Source organism: Parvibaculum sp., assembly GCF_040882025.1.
In the GTDB taxonomy this organism is placed as follows: Bacteria; Pseudomonadota; Alphaproteobacteria; order Parvibaculales; family Parvibaculaceae; genus Parvibaculum.
Genome location: NZ_JBBECC010000071.1, coordinates 17860 through 33713, shown reverse-complemented (window position 1 = coordinate 33713; position 15854 = coordinate 17860). Strand labels below are relative to the sequence as shown.

Genomic DNA, 15854 nt, shown 5'->3' with positions numbered 1-15854 from the left:
CGCGTCGTCCTCATGCATGGAGGGATCATCCGCTGATAGCGGCGCGGCGGGTCATGTTTCTCGGTTCGCCCATGCATCTTCTGACAATGGAGGAGACGCTCAGCCTTGCCGTTGATGCAATGACAGAGCATAAGCCGCTGCATCACACGGTCGTTAATGTCGCCAAGCTCGTAACCATGCAGACCGACGACGAATTACGGCGAGACGTCGCCGAGGCCGATCTGATCAACATCGATGGCATGGGGGTCGCATGGGGCGCTCGCCTCTTCGGCATTTCTGTGCCGGAGCGTGTGGCTGGCATTGATATCATGGAACGACTCTTCGCGCTTTGCGCGCAAAGCGGATTCCACCCCTTCCTGCTCGGTGCCGAACAGCATGTCCTCGAATCGGTATGCCGCCGCCTCGCTGCCGAATTTCCGTCGCTTGAGATCGCCGGATGTCAGGATGGCTACTTCGCGCCCGAATTCGAAGCTGACATCGTGAAGACGATTAATGCCACCGGCGCCGATTGCCTGTTTGTCGCCATGCCGACACCGCGCAAGGAGCGGTTCCTGCATCGCCACCGGGACGCACTCGACGTCTCCTTCGTGATGGGTGTTGGCGGAAGTTTCGATGTCTATGGTGGCAAGGTGAAGCGCGCGCCGCAATGGATGCAGCGCTCCGGTCTCGAATGGGCCTTCCGTATCTGGCAGGAGCCGCGCCGCCTCTGGCGCCGCTACTACACGACCAATTCGGCCTATGTTCGCCTCCTCTGGGCCCACCGGCGGCAGCGGGCAGGCCGATGACATTGCGCGTCTCCGTCGTCATTCCCCACTACAACGACCTCGGCAATCTGCACCGATGTATCGCGTTGCTGGAAGCACAAAGCCTGCCGCGCGGGAGCTTCGAGATTCTGGTGGTCGACAATAATTCGCCGGCGGGCGTCGATGCTGTCGCTGCAGCGGCGGGCCGGAACGTGCGGGTGCTGCGGGAAACACGCAAAGGCGCCGGCCTTGCTCGCAATTGTGGCGCTGCGGCGGCAAAAGGCGACGTGCTGGCATTCGTCGATTCAGACTGCCGGCCGGTCACCGACTGGCTCGAAAAGGGCCTTGCGGCGCTCGCGACCTGCGATGTCGTGGGTGGGCGCGTGCGCGTCGGTCGCGGCATGGCGGGAAAACTCACGCCTGCGGAGGCCTTCGAATGCGTCTTCGCCTTCGACATCGAATCCTATGTCACGAAGAAAGGCTTTGTGCCGAGTGGCAACATGTTCGTTCGCCGCCCGACTTTCGAGAAGGTGGGTGGATTCCGGGGCGGCGTCTCGGAAGACGTGGAATGGGGCCGCCGCGCCAGCAGTATGGGCCTCAATCTGGCCTATGGTCACGATGTGGTCGTCGAACACCCGGCGCGCACGACATGGGCCGAACTCAAGGCGAAGTGGCGCCGCATGTCGCTCGAAAGCTATCTGCTGGTGTGCGAGCGCCCGCTGGGTCGCCTGCAATGGATACTGCGCAGCTGGGCGGTGCTGCTGTCACCCTTCATTCATGTCTGGAAGGTGCTGACCTCGCCCGAACTTGAGGCGCCAGCCGACCGGGCAAGGGCCATCGGCGCGCTCTTCGCCATCCGAGCTTGGCGCTTTGTCGAGGCGCATCGCGTGATGTGGCGGGCACGGCAACCATAAGGTATGGAAGCGATGCGCTGCACTCTGAAAACTGTCATATTCGCCGAAACGGGCATGCTGGGAAGCCGCTGCCTCCAACTCAACCGGAAAGCAACAGCGTGACCGTCGCCGACGTGAGAATCCAGAACCACTCGGTGCCCCCCCTGCGGCAGGTCCGGCAAGGCGGCCTCGCCGTTGCATGGCCGCTGGCACTGCTGACACTCAGCCTCTTCGTACCGGCCCAGTTCTATGTCGATATCGGCTCCTTTCGCCTCAGCGCCTACAGAATCGTGCTCATTGTCATCCTGCCGTTTGTGACGGCAAGGCTTCTTGGCGGCCGCGTCCAGCTCAAGAGCTACGACGTGGCGATCGTGCTGACGGCGCTATGGATGGTGCTGGCCATGTCCGTCAACCATGGCTTTCTGCAGGGCCTGGAATCGGGGGGCATCATCGCCTTCGAAACGGTGTTCGGCTATCTCACCGCCCGCCTCTGCTTGCAGGATCGCAAATCCATTGTCTCGTTTGTCAATTTCATGATTCTCTGCCTGATGGCGGTCTCGCTCGTGCTGCTGGCCGAAATCCTGGCCGGCCGGCGCCTTGTCTATGAACTTACCTCCTGGTTGAGCGGCCATCCCGTCGAGTATGACGAGAAAGGCCTCCGTTTCGGCCTTGTGCGCGCTGGCGGCCCCTTCGCGCACCCGATCCATGCCGGCGTGTTCACCATGGTCATGCTGTCTTTCGCCTGGTTGACGACCACCGGCTATACAAGACAGCTCGCGCGAACCGGCATTCTTGCCGCCGGCACGGTCGCGACACTCTCCTCCGCACCGCTGGTTGGCGGCGTGCTGCAGCTTGGCCTCGCCATCTACCACAGCGCCTGCCGCCGCTTCCGCATCCCCAATGGCTGGACGCTGTTTTTCGTCGCCCTCGCCGCGCTTTGCATCTTCCTCGAATTTGCCTCGAACCGCGGCGCGGTGAAGGTTCTGGTACAACTCACCGCCCTCGATCCATTGACCGGCTATTACCGCATACTGATCTGGACCTTCGGCATCGAGAACGTCATCGACAATCCGATCTTCGGCATCGGCCATGGCGACTGGGCACGCGTGGACTGGATGGTCAACAGCTCGGTCGATGCCTTCTGGCTTCTCGTCGCGATGACATACGGGCTGCCCGCCGTGGCGCTTCTCGGTTATGCGTCGGTCGACATTTTCCGCCGTGTCGCAAGGTTGCGTCCCGGGCTGGATGTGCAAGGCCAGAACTATGCGCAAGCTATATTGGTTTCGCTCTTCGCGATGATTTTTGTCGGCTTTACCGTGCACTATTGGGGCACGGCCCATATTCTCTTTCTGCTGATGCTGGGGCTCGGCGGCGCCGTGGCAGGCGGCGCCCTCGACAAGGGTCAGTCTGCTGCCCGTCCGGACCGATACCCGGCCCGCCAGACACGGCGCTGACGCCAGACTTCAGCCCACGCCGCCGCTTCCTCGCGCCGTTGCACTGTCGGCGTCAGCCGCGCCAGCAGAGCGTAACCGGCGTGGCGCGTCAGCGCCCAGAGCACCATCAGGAAGACGCCGGCCCCTCTTTGCCAAACCGGCCAGTGCCGCCGGATCAGCTCGATCTTGGCGGCAAAGAGTTTGACGACCTTGCCGGCTCGCGTTTTCTCGGAAGCGCCGCCGTAATGCAAAATGGTTGCATCGGGCGTTATCGCCGGTCGGCAGCCGAGCGCTCGCGCCCTGAGGCAGAGATCTGTCTCCTCGCCATACATGAAGAAGTCGGACGAAAAACCGCCAAGCCGCTCCCATGTCGCGCGACGGATCAGAAACAGACAGCCGGTGACGATATCGACATGCCGCACCGTGTCGCGCCGCCAGCCGCCATAGGATTCCGGGTTGAAGACCTCGCTGCGCGGAAAAAGCAGACTCAAGCCCGCCGCGCGGCAAAACAGGCTCCACAACGTCGGCCGGCGCCAGCAGGAAGTGGGATTGAGCGAGCCGTCGCCAAACAGCGTACGCCCACCCCATATCCCCGCTTCGGGCCTCTGCTCCGCAAAGGCAACAAGCTTGTCGAGCGCCTGATCGAGCACCAGCGTATCGGGATTGAGCAACAGGAGATAGTCGCCGCGCGCAACTTTCGCGGCCAGATTGTTGGCGCGGGCAAAACCGTGATTCTCCGTCTCCGCCAGAAGGCGCACTTGCGGAAAGGCCGCCGCCACCGCCCCGGCCGAGCCATCCACCGAGGCGTTGTCGACAAGGACAATCTCGAAATCGGCCGATTGCGCTTGCTCATGGACCGAACGCAGGCAGGCCAGCGTCATCTCCCGCGTATTATAGCTGACGATCAGGATGGAAAGCTTCGGTTTCATGAAACGATCATGCCTCCCGGTCGATCGGCCGGGCGTTTCTCGACTGGCGGTGAGCCACCGGATGGCCTCCACATCGCCGGGTGATATCGGAGTCATCCGGCGCATTTTGCGGCATTTTTGCGACCTCCCGGCGCGGAGAGAGGTTAACACACGGCGGACACCTCCACGACGAAGAAGCGTGCTGGTCCACCCGTCCGCGCGATGATATTAGTCGAACGGCATCCATCCGCAGGATTTTTGAACGGGGAAACATCCGTGCCTATTTCCAATATCTTGACACGTCTAAAGAGTCGTCTCCGCTCCGTCCCGACGAACCGGCCGGATTGGATCGAAAACTTCAAGAAGGACGCATGGAAGAGTGGCGAGGCAGCGAGCCGCTATGTCGTCAATGTCGGCGATACAGAGAATCTTCACTATTTTGTCCAGACAACGCTTTATGTCGAAAAGATCAAGGCCCATCTAATAAAAGGACACCACATTCTCGATGTCGGCTGTGGAACGGGCGTCCTCACCTTCGCGCTGCACGACGCCGGCCTCAAGGTTTCCGGCATGGACATCAGCGCAAGCATGTTGGAACAGTTGCGCGGGCGGCTGGATGGCCGCGAAATCGACTTACATGTCGGCGATATTTTCAATATGCCTTTCGAGGACTCCAGCTTCGATGGCATCGCCTCGCGCTGGGTTTTGCCGCATTTTCCCGATTGGCCGCGTGTGATCGTCGAAATGGGGCGCAAACTGAGGCCCGGCGGCTATCTCTTCATTGATTTTTGCAATGCGGAGAACGTCGAGCTTTCGCGGCGCGCCGGGCCGATCGATGTCGGAAGCTTCGGCTATTGCCACGATGAGGCCGATATTGCGAACAGGGGAGCGTTCTACGCGGCCGCGAGTCAGGCGGAAATGCACATTGCCGCGACTGCCGCAGGTCTCAAACTCGTCGAAGCACTGCCCACCGGATTCTTCGTCAACAATGCTGCCATCGCCGCCGCGCTGGGTGGAGAAGGCTACACGGCCTACAAGGATGTACTGAAACGACACTACATGGACCCCGGGGCCCGAGCTTTCATGGAATGGTTCGAGCGCTTCGTTTCGCCGCGCCTGCCGAGCCCGATGGTACATGGCCTTTGCGTCGTCATGCGACGGCCGGAAGCATAGGTACGAAGCCGCCGCATATTCATGCTATGGCGCACCGTCGCCAATCGCCTCGCCATAGATTTCTTCGCTCAGCCACGCCATCTGCGCGTCAACCAGCGCTGCATAGGCACCTTCCCGCGAAAGGTCATCAAGGTATGCCCAGATGCCGGACGACGGAACCATGGCAACCGGCGAACCTTCGACCGGCACATATTGTGCCGCTGTCTGGTCGGCAACAATGACGGCCGGTATCCCTTGAGCGACACCTTCGAGAAGCGCGGATGAAGCCACCGTCACGGAGACAAAGACCATATTCGGATGGTCGAGTTTGAGGATAGGCCGCCGTTCGACCGCGACGGGAACGGAAGCGGCACCAGCCATTTCCCCGGCAAACCAAGCCTCGTCTTCCCAGCCCGGCTTTGGCTTGAAGACAACGTTCACCTTCCGCCGGACGGCCTCCGGCACGGCAAGAAACCGCCTGTAGGTTGCCTTGTGCGACTTTATCCTCATACAGGGCAGCCCGCCAAGAATCTCTGCGCCGCCGACAATCACGATCGTCAGTGGCGAAATCGGGTCAAACGCCGCCTTTCGTCCGATCGGCGGCAGCATCATGGTCGGTCGCACGGAAACTTTCTTGTCCGGAAATGCCGCCGACCATTGCGCGGCACCAAGCCGCGTCGTCGCGACCGCCGCGTCGAACGAAGAAGCGGACCGGAACGTCCGGTGCAGCGGATTTGTTGAGTGAGGCAGTAGCGTCACCGTTCCGCCGCAGGCCTTGACCGCCCCTGCAACAAGCGCGCTTTCAAAAAAATGATGGTCGCAGACAAATACCTCGACGGTCTTGCGACGCTCGACAAGCCTCACCGCGTTGGCCCAGCCATCTTTCACAGGTCCGGCCCAGAAAGCCTCCAAAACACGCAGCGCGAATGCCTGGGGGAAGGCGCCTCGATAGCGCATGAAGCGTCCCTCCTCTGCGACGCGTTCAAAACGTATCGAAAGCGGCCTTTGTCGCGGTCGCGCCCAGGGGTTGAAAAGGGCGTCGCCCAGCCAGACGCGACGCATGACATTGTGTTGTCGCAATCGCCCCGCTGTTCGCGCAGCGGGCGGCGCGGCATCCGGTCGCCGAATGCCCGCCTCGCAAATCAAAACGGGCGAGATCCGGCCCGCTCCGAACGGCCAGAGCCGCACCAGCGGCTTGATCGCGCGTGACGGGTGGAAGGTGAGATCGGCCTTGCCCGGCCGTTCCGAACCGACGCGAACGAAAGCGACCTCCGCCCCGCGCCTTTGCAGCTCATATGCCAGAAACAGGCCCGCCGCCCCATTGACACCCCACTGGCTGAAACAAACGACATCGGCCGAGGGCAGTGGAACGAGAAACCTGGGCCGCATCTGCGCAGCAAGGTGACGCGCCACACGGCGGCAAGCAAGAAGCACACAGATTTCGGGCCAGAGCGGAAAGAAAAGCGCCTCAGCCAGCACCGCGGGCGGCACCCGCCAGGTTTCGGCATAACGGCCCGCCACGATCCTGGCGGCGCGCCATGTGAATTTCTGCAACGCCGTGGAAGAGCCGAGCGTCCTGAACCAAACGTCGTTTTCGGACAGCTCTTCAATGATTGAAATCGGAAGTGATGACTCCAGAACCTGCCAGTTGCCCGACCGAGCCAGCAATTCGAGTTCGGCTCCGTTTTCTACGGAGAAAATGTCGATGGACCATGAGGGGCTCGACACTTCATTGCTGGAAGAAGGCAGAGGGCTAGGCATTGCCCGTCACCCGATGAAATCCCAGCTGACCGGTGTGCCCTTTGCAACGTCGCGCGCGACTTTCCGGCCCAGCAACATGTCGTAATATTTGGGCGGCAGACCGAGACCGGGGCGGATGCGGCGGAGATTGTCCTTCGTCAGCACATCGCCCGCCTTCATGTCGGCGCCGATATAGAGCGAACGGCGCTGTGTAACCGAACTTTCTTCGGCTTCAGTCGGCCCGTAACGCACTTGTCCAAGCGCCAGGGCCGCCCTCTCGGTCTCTGTCACCAGTGCGGCAAGCTCAGCCGGTTCCAGGGAAAAGGAGGAGTCGACGCCGCCATCGGCCCGCGCCAGCGTAAAATGCTTCTCGACGACCGATGCACCTAGCGCAACCGCTGCGACTGCGACGCCCACTCCCATTGTGTGGTCGGAAAGCCCCACTTCGCAGCCGAAAAGGTCGCGCATGTGAGGGATCGTCAGAATATTGGTGTTTTCGGGTGTCGCCGGATACGTGCTTGTGCATTTGAGAAGCACGATATCGCGGCATCCCGCGCTGCGCGCCGTTTGCACCGCTTCGCCAAGCTCGCTGACACTGGCCATGCCCGTCGAGATGATGAGCGGACGCCCGGTTGCCGCTGCCCTGCGGATCAACGGCAAGTCCGTATTTTCGTAAGAAGCGATCTTGTAACAGGGTGCATCCAGACTTTCGAGAAAATCGACAGCGCTCTCGTCGAAAGGCGAGCTGAAGGCGACCATGCCCCGCTTCCTTGCATGTTCGAAGATGGGCTGGTGCCACTCCCACGGCGTGTAGGCCTTCTGGTAGAGCGCGTGCAGCGATTGTCCCTTCCATATGCTCTTCGGGTCGTCGACGAAGAAGTCGCCCTCTCCGATGTCGAGCGTCATCGTATCCGCGGTATAGGTCTGCAGCTTGAGCGCGTGGGCCCCGGCTTCCGCCGCCGCATCGACGATCGCGAGAGCGCGCTCGAGCGATTGATTATGGTTGCCGGACATTTCGGCGATGATGAAAGGTGGATGCCCAGCGCCGACGGGGATATTGGCAATCAACATGCTTGGAACCGGCCATAGATGAGCGCCTTGCCTCGGCGTTGGAACGCCGTCCGGCACGAACGCGGATTATCACAATTCCATTGCAGCCTAATCGCCCGCATCGCATTATGCCATACTATCGCCTGCACTTTATTGTTGGATATCCGGAGCGACGCTGGCGCCGTCCCGATCGGTCCGGGCCGCGATGCGGGCGGTGCCCGCATAACGAGAAAGGCCGTTCGGATGAACGACTCCCGTCTCAGACGGCATCGGCTGGGCTTTCTGGAAGCGGCGGAAAAGCCCACGCCGGAGGAATTGCAGCGCTACTATGCGGAGCAGTACTATCAGGCCGAACGGGGCAACTATCGCAAAAGCTATCCGCAGGCAGAACGGGATTACCTGAACCTGAAGATCGCGCAGAAAGCTGCGCTGGTGATGGAGCTTCGTGCCGGGCAGGGGCCTGGAACCATGCTCGATGTCGGCTGCGGCGAAGGCTTCGCCTTGGCCTGGTTCCAGGAACGAGGCTGGCAGGTGGAAGGACTCGATCACAGCGTCGCCGGGGTCGAGAGCATGCATCCCGGCATGCTGCCTCATGTCGAGGCCGGCGATGTCTTCGAACGGTTGCGGCAGCGAATAACGGAAGGTCGGCGTTTCGACCTCGTTTGGCTTACCCATGTTCTCGAACATGTACTCGACCCGGTAGCCCTGCTCACCGATCTGCGCTCACTCGTTTCACCCGCTGGCGTTTTGGTTGTCACCGTTCCCAATGACGGCAGTGCCTATCAGGAATCCCTGTTTCGACAGGGCGAGATTCAGGAACGCTTCTGGATCGCGTTGCCGGACCACCTCGCCTATTTTACTCTTGAAAACCTGAGGCAGACGGCGGAGGCGACAGGCTGGTCCTGTCGGGACATTGTCGGCGACTTTCCGATCGACTTCTTTCTTATGCATGAAGGTTCCAACTATGTGAAGGACCGCTCGAAAGGGCCTGCAGCACATCGCGCCCGCATCGGCTTCGAGCTTCTGCTGGGCGAGTTCGGACACGAGCGGGTTAATGAATTTTATCGCGCTTTGGCGCATGTTGGCCTTGGACGGTCGCTGACCGCTTTTTTGACGCCGGCCTGAGAAGAGGGGACGCTATGAAGACGGGGCGTGGAATTACCACATTAAGCGGCTCGACCGCCGTCGAGGCTTCCAGCAAGGACCGGCTTGCCACGCAGCTCCGAGGCGCCTCGATTCCCGATCGCGAGTTGTTGGACAACCTTGGCCTCTATCTCACCCGCCAGTCGCTTTCGCGTATAAATTTCATGCAGAAAATCTACGAGATGATCGTGCCGGTGCATGGCATCGTCATGGAGTTCGGGGTGCGCTGGGGCCAGAATCTGGCATTATTCTCTGTATTGCGTGGCATTCACGAACCCTTCAACTACAACCGCCGGATCGTCGGTTTCGATACATTCGCGGGCTTTCCGGCCGTCACGGCGGAAGATGGTGCGGCTGTCGCGGCCGGCGATTACGCGGTAAGCCCCGGCTGGCGCAAGGAACTCGAAAGCATTCTCGCCTTTCACGAGCAGAATGCACCGATCGCTCACAAGAAAAAGTTCGAACTTGTCGAGGGTGATGCGAGCGTAACACTGCCGGCCTTCCTGAAGGCGCACCCCGAAACAGTGATTGCGCTCGCCTATTTCGATTTCGACCTCTACAAGCCGACGCATGATTGCCTGGAAGCCATTCTGCCTTACGTGACCAAGGGCACCGTGCTGGCCTTCGACGAGCTAAACTGCCCGGAGTTTCCAGGCGAGACGCAGGCGCTGCGCGAGGTTCTCGGGCTTTCACGATACGCTATCAGGCGCGACCCTTCCAATCCGCTCGTTTCATATGTCGTGCTCGACTGATCCGGCAGGCACGTCATGAACGATGGCGCGTCTCTCACCTATCGCTGCATGCCCAGGTCCGAGTTGCGCACGCAGACTTTTCGCATGCGTGCGGTTCAGCCCGGTCACATCGAAAATATCCGCCTGTGGCGCAACGCACAGATGGATGTTCTGCGCCAGGAAGTGCCCATCGCACCCGAAGAGCAGGAGGCTTACTACGCAGCTCATGTCTGGCCGGCCATGGCGCTCGAGCGCCCGGCCAACATCTTGCTCGTTCTGGAGGAAGGGGAAAGCGCCCTTGGGTATGGTGGGCTGGTGCATATCGCATGGGCTCATAAGAGAGCCGAACTTTCCTTCCTGCTGCGTCCCGATGTCGCCCAGGACGAAGAAGCTTATGGGCGCTGTTTCAGCGTCTTTCTCGACCTTATGAAGAATCTGGCCTTTGAATATCTCGATTTTCATCGCCTCTTTACCGAAACCTATGCAATGCGTACGCATCATATCTCGATCCTCGAAGCCAACGGTTTTGACCGCGAGGGCATCATGCGGGATCATGTGATAATTGAAGGAAAGCCTGTGGATGCGCTGATCCATGGCTGTCTTCGTCGGTAGGCGAGATCAGGTAGCGAATGAAAGACAAACGGGTTTTCGTAAGCGGTGGCGCGGGTGTAATCGGGCTGGAAATGATCCCGAAACTTGTCGAGCGTGGTGCAGATGTTCTTGTCGGAGATCTGAAATCTCGCCCCATCTCCTTCGCGCCGTCCGTACGCTACCGGCAGGGCGATCTCAACGAGATGACGTCAGCTGAGATGTCCGCTTTCGCACCGGAGGTCTTCATCCATCTTGCCGCAACCTTCGAGCGCTCCAGTGAGAGCTATGGCTTTTGGGCGGAGAACTTCCATCACAATCTGCATCTCAGCCATCGTCTGATGACGCTCGTGAAGGATCTCCCTAGCCTTCGACGTGTCGTTTTTGCTTCGAGCTATCTCATCTACGACCAGGCGCGCTACCTGTTCAATACGCCGCAAGCATCGCCAGTATCGCTCCGCGAGGACGTCCCGATCATGCCGCGCAATCTCACCGGCATGGCAAAGCTCGCCCATGAAGTCGAGCTTCGCTTTCTGAGCGAGTTCGGCGAACTGGGCTTTTCTTCGGTCTGTGCACGTATATTCCGCGGTTATGGACGGAACTCGCGCGACGTCATCTCGCGATGGATTCGGGCGTTGCTTGCCGGTGAAACGATCTCCGTTTACCGTCCGGAAGGGCTTTTCGACTACGTCTATGCGCGCGATACCGCCGAAGGTCTTATCCGCATGGCAGATACGGAGACGCTGTCGGGTATCGTCAATCTCGGAACAGAACGCGCGCGCCGCGTGCAGGATATCGTCGATATCCTGCGTACGCATTTTCCGGCCATGCAGGCGGAGACGGTGCCCGCCGACATCCCTTTTGAAGCCTCCCAGGCGGATATGACGGCCTGCCGGGCGGCACTCGGCTGGACGCCCCAATACGATCTCGAAAGCGCAATCCCGGAAATGATTGCCTATGAGCGCGCGAAGCGCGACGCTGCAAAATCGAAAATTTCGACGGCTCATCTCCTCGTCAGCAGCGCCGCACGAAAGGCCCCTCTCGTTCGCGCGTTGCGCCGCGCGGCAGCGAAGCTCGATCCGGCAATTCGGGTCGTTGCGGGCGACCTCGACGAAGGCGCGCTGGCGCGTCATGTTGCAGATGATTTCTGGCCCATGCCGCGGATCGGCGAAGAGGTGCTCGAAGAGATCCTTCAGGGTTGCAGGGCACGGGGCATAGGCGTCGTGGTGCCGACACGCGACGGCGAGCTTGCTTTCTGGGCACGTCACCGCGCCCGCTTCGAGGCAGCAGGCATCGACATCGTCGTTTCCCCGATTGAAACCGTCGAGACCTGTCTCGACAAGCTCGCCTTCGCTCGCTTCGGCGCTGCACACGGCCTTCCCTTTATTCCGGCTGCGCTCCATCCCGACGAACTTGGGTCCGGTCCCTTTGTCGTCAAGGAGCGCTTCGGCGCTGGCGCGCGCGCCATCGGCCTCGATCTTGCCCGCGAGCCGGCCCTGGCGCACGGCGCGACGCTCGCAGAGCCTCTCTATCAACCCTTCATCCATGGGCGTGAAATCAGCGTAGATGCCTGGATGGACCGCACATATCGCGTGAAGGGTCTGGTCCTGCGGCACCGCAACCGCGTGATCGACGGGGAGTCGCAAGTGACGACGACCTTTCGCGATCCCGCGATCGAGGCCGAAGCACAACGCGTTCTCGAAGCGCTCAATCTGCGGGGACCGGCTGTGCTGCAGATCATACTCGACAGTCACGACGCTCCTCATGTCGTCGAGTGCAATACCCGCTTCGGCGGTGCCTCGACCGCATCGATCGAAGCGGGACTCGATATGTTCTACTGGAGCCTCCTCGAAAGCTGTGGAGCGAACGTGGCGGATTACCCCTTTCACAGGATTGGAGGCGAGCTGCGGCAGATACGCCTCCCCCACGATATTTATCTTCATGATTCTGGCTTTTGATCTCGACGACACGCTGTATTGCGAGCGGAGCTATGTCGAAAGTGGCCTGCGCGCCGTCGCCGCTCTTGGCGAGGAGCGTTTCGGCTGGGATAGCGAGACCTCCTTCCGCTTCATGCTCGACATCCTCGAGCGCGAGGGTCGCGGTGCCATCTTCGACCGCTGGCTGCAATCGCACGGACATCGCAGCAACCGCCTCATTGCCGAATGTGTCCGGCACTATCGCCATCACCGCCCGCGGCTTGCTCTCGACCCACATGCCGCAGCGCTCTTGCCCTTGCTGTCGGACTTGCCGCTCTACCTCGTGACAGATGGTCACAAGATCGTACAACAGATCAAGGTGGAAGCGCTCGGCATCACACCCTTTTTTCGGAGAGTATTCATCACCCACCGCTTCGGCCGCCATCGCGCCAAACCCTCTGCCTATTGCTTTGAGCGCATCCTCGCGACTGAAGGGAGTGATTGGAGAGATCTCGTCTATGTCGGCGACAATCCGGCTAAAGACTTCGTAACGCTGAACGCGCGCGGAGCGCATACGGTCCGTGTGCTGACCGGCGAGCATCGAAATGTGAAAGCAGCTCCTGGATACGACGCAGCGCACCACATTGAACATCTGGGCCACCTTCGGGAAATCCTGCCGCATCTGTCTTCTGACGGGGAGGAGTCCCTATAGACGCTGTGCCCGGAACATCGCTTCTGCGCGCTGCCAGTCCTCTTCCGTGTCGATATCCTGCACCTCGTGGCGCGGCAAACGCACAGGGACGGCGTCGCGCAACGCGCCTCGTAACCCGTCGGCAAGGGCCGGCGGCAGGGCCCAGAAGAATTGGCCTGCATCGTGCCAGGCTTCCTCGAGATCCTGCGAGCGCTTTTCGATGGCCTCCGCGTCCATCGGAGCAAGCTGTCCTTGCGGGGTAATACTGAACGCACGTTGAACAGGGAAAGAGAAACTCGTCACCGCCAGTGCAAAAGCCGCACCGGATTTCTTAATTGTCTCGAAACCGCGTCGAAGCGCCTCGGACGTAACAAAAGGCGCCGTCGCATAAATGCAGCAAACATAGTCCGCCGGTCGATCATGCTCGGCCATCCATTCCGCCGCATGAAGTACAACAGGCATCGTGCCCGTCATGTCGTCCGATAGTGCTGCCGGGCGCACAAATGGTGCTTCCGCACCCCATTCCCGCGCCACTTCGGCAATCTTCTCGTCGTCGGTCGAGACGATGACACGATCGAAAAGCCCGGAGTCCCGCGCTGCCTCGATCGACCAGGCGATGATCGGCTTACCCGCGAAAGGCCGGATGTTCTTGCCTGGAATACGCTTGCTGCCGCCGCGTGCCGGAATGACTGCGATGATCATGCAAGAACCTCACTGAGCGTCGCAACGACTTTCTCCTGATCATCATACGAGAGATCGGGAAAAAGCGGCAGCGTCAGGGCGCAGGCATAGAATTGCTCTGCACCGGGAAAATCGCCGCGGCGGAAGCCGAGCGAGCGATAGTAGGGCTGCCAGTGAACCGGGATGTAATGCACATTGACACCCACGCCGGCCGCGCGCATGTGCTCAAAAACCCCAGCCCGCAGGGCGCCGCTATCCTTTCCGTCGCCGAGCCCGATCACATAGAGATGCCAGGCGGAATTTCGGTCGGATCGGCGGAGCGGGCGGGCAACCGGCAGGTTGCCGAGCAGCGCATCGTAGCGATCGGCGAGCGCCGTGCGCTTTGCGACAAAGCTGTCGAGCCGCCGCATCTGGCTTGCACCCAGGGCGGCGGCGATATCCGTCATCCGGTAGTTGAACCCCAGCATCTGCTGTTCGTAGACCCACGGGCCTTTCTCTTCGCCGCTCATCGCCTGCGGATCGCGCGTGATGCCGTGCGAACGCAGCAGGCGCATCGCCTCCGCAAGCGCCGGGTCGTTGGTCAGCGCCGCACCGCCTTCGCCCGTCGTCACGATCTTGACCGGGTGGAAGCTGAACACGCAAATGTCCGAGTAGCGGCAATCGCCGACAGGCCTGCCTTCGTACGTCCCGCCGATCGCATGCGAAGCATCCTCGATGACGCGAAAGCCGTAGCGCGCCGCCAGCGCCGCAATTTCCTTCATGTCGCAGGACAAGCCGCCGAAATGCACCGGGATCAGCACCTTGGGAAGACGGCCGGCCGTTTCGGCCGCGACGAGCTTTGTTTCAAGCGCGCCAATATCGAGATTGTAGGTTTCGGGGTCGATATCCACGAAATCGACCTGCGCGCCGCAATAGAGCGCGCAATTGGCCGAAGCGACAAATGTATTGGGAACCGTCCATGCGACGTCTCCGGGGCCGAGACCCAGTGCCAGACAGGCCACATGGAGCGCCGATGTCGCGCTATTGACGGCGACGGCGTGTGCTGCCCCTGTTGCGGCACAAAGCGCGGCCTCAAATCGCGGAACGGCAGGGCCCTGCGTCAGCCAGTCCGAGGCCAGCGTTTCCACGACGGCCCGAATGTCTTCCTCTTCGATACTTTGCCGACCATAGGGAATCATGCATCCGCCCGACCGTTATAAGCCTTGATCTCATCCGCTGTCAGGAAGCGCCGGTTGGTGCCCGAATTATATTCGAAGCCCTGCGCCACCGGTTCTCCACGCTCACCCCGCCTGTTCTTCAAATAATCCGCATCGCCGGTATAAAACTTGATCGTCGGACGAATGACATAGTGATCGTCGAATTCGACGGTGAGATGAGAATCGTCGGCGGGACACATGACTTCGTGGAGTTTTTCTCCCGGCCGGATACCGACGATTTTGATCGGTACTCCCGGCGCCATCGCTTCCGCCAGATCTGCAATCCGCACGGACGGAATCTTGGGAACGAATATCTCGCCGCCATGCATGCGTTCGAGGTTGACGAGCACGAAATCCACCCCCTCCTGAAGCGTGATCCAGAAACGCGTCATCCGTTCGTCCGTAACCGGAATCTCCCTTGCGCCTTCATCGATAAGCTTGCGAAAGAACGGAACGACCGATCCGCGCGAGCCGACCACGTTACCATAGCGAACGACCGAGAACCGGGTCGGGCCCGTACCCACCATGTTGTTCGCCGCGACAAAAAGCTTGTCCGAGGCCAGCTTCGTGGCGCCATAGAGATTGATCGGATTCGCCGCCTTGTCGGTAGAGAGCGCCATGACGCGGCTGACCTTGTTCTCGATCGCCGCCTTGATCACGTTCTCGGCGCCATGGATATTGGTCTTGATGCACTCCATGGGATTGTATTCCGCTGCCGGCACCTGCTTCAGCGCTGCGGCGTGAATGACGGTATCAATGCCCTGCATCGCCTGGCGCAACCGCTCGCTGTCCCGCACATCGCCAATAAAGTAGCGCATCTGCGACGCATTGAATTCATGGCTCATCTCGAACTGCTTCAACTCATCGCGTGAGAAAATCACGACACGCCGAGGCTTGTACCGCTCCAGAATGGTCTTCGTATATTTCTTGCCGAAAGATCCCGTGCCGCCGGTAATCAGGATCGATTTGTCGTCAAACATCGCTAGTAA

At 60.5% G+C, this 15854-nt stretch carries 15 protein-coding genes; 9 read left to right on the top strand and 6 right to left on the bottom strand.

The annotated features are described in order from the left end of the window. The 3 genes from WEB61_RS04685 to WEB61_RS04675 all read left to right on the top strand — a co-directional run. Positions 1–785: WecB/TagA/CpsF family glycosyltransferase (locus WEB61_RS04685; protein WP_368063168.1), on the top strand; the 785-nt coding region annotated here is incomplete at its 5' end. Then, positions 782–1657: a glycosyltransferase family 2 protein gene (locus WEB61_RS04680; protein ID WP_368063167.1), complete on the top strand. Its 876-nt coding sequence runs from the start codon at positions 782–784 to the stop codon at positions 1655–1657. The genes WEB61_RS04685 and WEB61_RS04680, both read left to right, overlap by 4 nt. A 98-nt stretch (positions 1658–1755) precedes the next feature. Continuing rightward, complete coding sequence (locus WEB61_RS04675; protein WP_368063166.1) at positions 1756–3090, top strand: O-antigen ligase family protein; 1335 nt, start codon at positions 1756–1758, stop codon at positions 3088–3090. Here WEB61_RS04675 and WEB61_RS04670 read toward each other — a convergent pair. Next, the gene (locus WEB61_RS04670; RefSeq protein WP_368063165.1) at positions 3039–3998 is read right to left on the bottom strand and encodes a glycosyltransferase family 2 protein; all 960 of its coding nucleotides are present in this window, start codon (positions 3996–3998) and stop codon (positions 3039–3041) included. The genes WEB61_RS04675 and WEB61_RS04670 overlap by 52 nt on opposite strands. Positions 3999–4253: 255 nt before the next feature. Between WEB61_RS04670 and WEB61_RS04665 the strand changes: the two genes are divergently transcribed. Next, a complete protein-coding gene (locus WEB61_RS04665; protein WP_368063164.1) occupies positions 4254–5150 on the top strand; it encodes a class I SAM-dependent methyltransferase in 897 nt (298 codons plus the stop codon). A gap of 24 nt (positions 5151–5174) precedes the next feature. Here the strand turns inward: WEB61_RS04665 and WEB61_RS04660 are convergent, their stop codons facing one another. Next, positions 5175–6890, bottom strand: a complete 1716-nt coding sequence (locus WEB61_RS04660) for a hypothetical protein (RefSeq protein WP_368063163.1) — start codon at positions 6888–6890, stop codon at positions 5175–5177. 6 nt (positions 6891–6896) lie between these two features. After that, positions 6897–7940: a pseudaminic acid synthase gene (gene pseI, locus WEB61_RS04655; protein ID WP_368063162.1), complete on the bottom strand. Its 1044-nt coding sequence runs from the start codon at positions 7938–7940 to the stop codon at positions 6897–6899. A gap of 222 nt (positions 7941–8162) precedes the next feature. On the opposite strand from pseI, the gene WEB61_RS04650 reads away from it, so the two are divergent. Genes WEB61_RS04650 through WEB61_RS04630 form a run of 5 tightly spaced genes read left to right on the top strand, consistent with a single transcriptional unit; the run spans position 8163 to position 13009 of the window. Continuing rightward, entirely contained in the window at positions 8163–9044 is an 882-nt protein-coding gene (locus tag WEB61_RS04650; RefSeq protein WP_368063161.1) for a class I SAM-dependent methyltransferase, read from the top strand. A gap of 14 nt (positions 9045–9058) precedes the next feature. Then, positions 9059–9814, top strand: a complete 756-nt coding sequence (locus WEB61_RS04645) for a TylF/MycF/NovP-related O-methyltransferase (RefSeq protein WP_368063160.1) — start codon at positions 9059–9061, stop codon at positions 9812–9814. Between the two features lie 15 nt (positions 9815–9829). Next, entirely contained in the window at positions 9830–10405 is a 576-nt protein-coding gene (locus tag WEB61_RS04640; RefSeq protein WP_368063159.1) for a GNAT family N-acetyltransferase, read from the top strand. Between the two features lie 17 nt (positions 10406–10422). Then, entirely contained in the window at positions 10423–12339 is a 1917-nt protein-coding gene (locus tag WEB61_RS04635; protein ID WP_368063158.1) for an NAD-dependent epimerase/dehydratase family protein, read from the top strand. Beyond that, on the top strand, positions 12323–13009 hold the full coding sequence (locus tag WEB61_RS04630) for an HAD family hydrolase (RefSeq protein WP_368063157.1): 687 nt from the start codon (positions 12323–12325) through the stop codon (positions 13007–13009). Before WEB61_RS04635 ends, WEB61_RS04630 begins: the two co-directional genes overlap by 17 nt. On the opposite strand, the gene pseF is transcribed toward WEB61_RS04630, so the two are convergent. Genes pseF through pseB form a run of 3 tightly spaced genes read right to left on the bottom strand, consistent with a single transcriptional unit; the run spans position 13004 to position 15845 of the window. Beyond that, entirely contained in the window at positions 13004–13690 is a 687-nt protein-coding gene (pseF, locus tag WEB61_RS04625) for a pseudaminic acid cytidylyltransferase (protein WP_368063156.1), read from the bottom strand. The two genes, WEB61_RS04630 and pseF, sit on opposite strands and share 6 nt — an antisense overlap. Beyond that, entirely contained in the window at positions 13687–14847 is a 1161-nt protein-coding gene (pseC, locus tag WEB61_RS04620) for a UDP-4-amino-4,6-dideoxy-N-acetyl-beta-L-altrosamine transaminase (RefSeq protein WP_368063155.1), read from the bottom strand. Before pseC ends, pseF begins: the two co-directional genes overlap by 4 nt. Next, positions 14844–15845, bottom strand: coding sequence for a UDP-N-acetylglucosamine 4,6-dehydratase (inverting) (gene pseB, locus WEB61_RS04615; protein ID WP_368063154.1), 1002 nt, complete (start codon positions 15843–15845; stop codon positions 14844–14846). The genes pseC and pseB overlap by 4 nt, the downstream gene beginning before the upstream one ends. Positions 15846–15854: the final 9 nt, after the last annotated feature.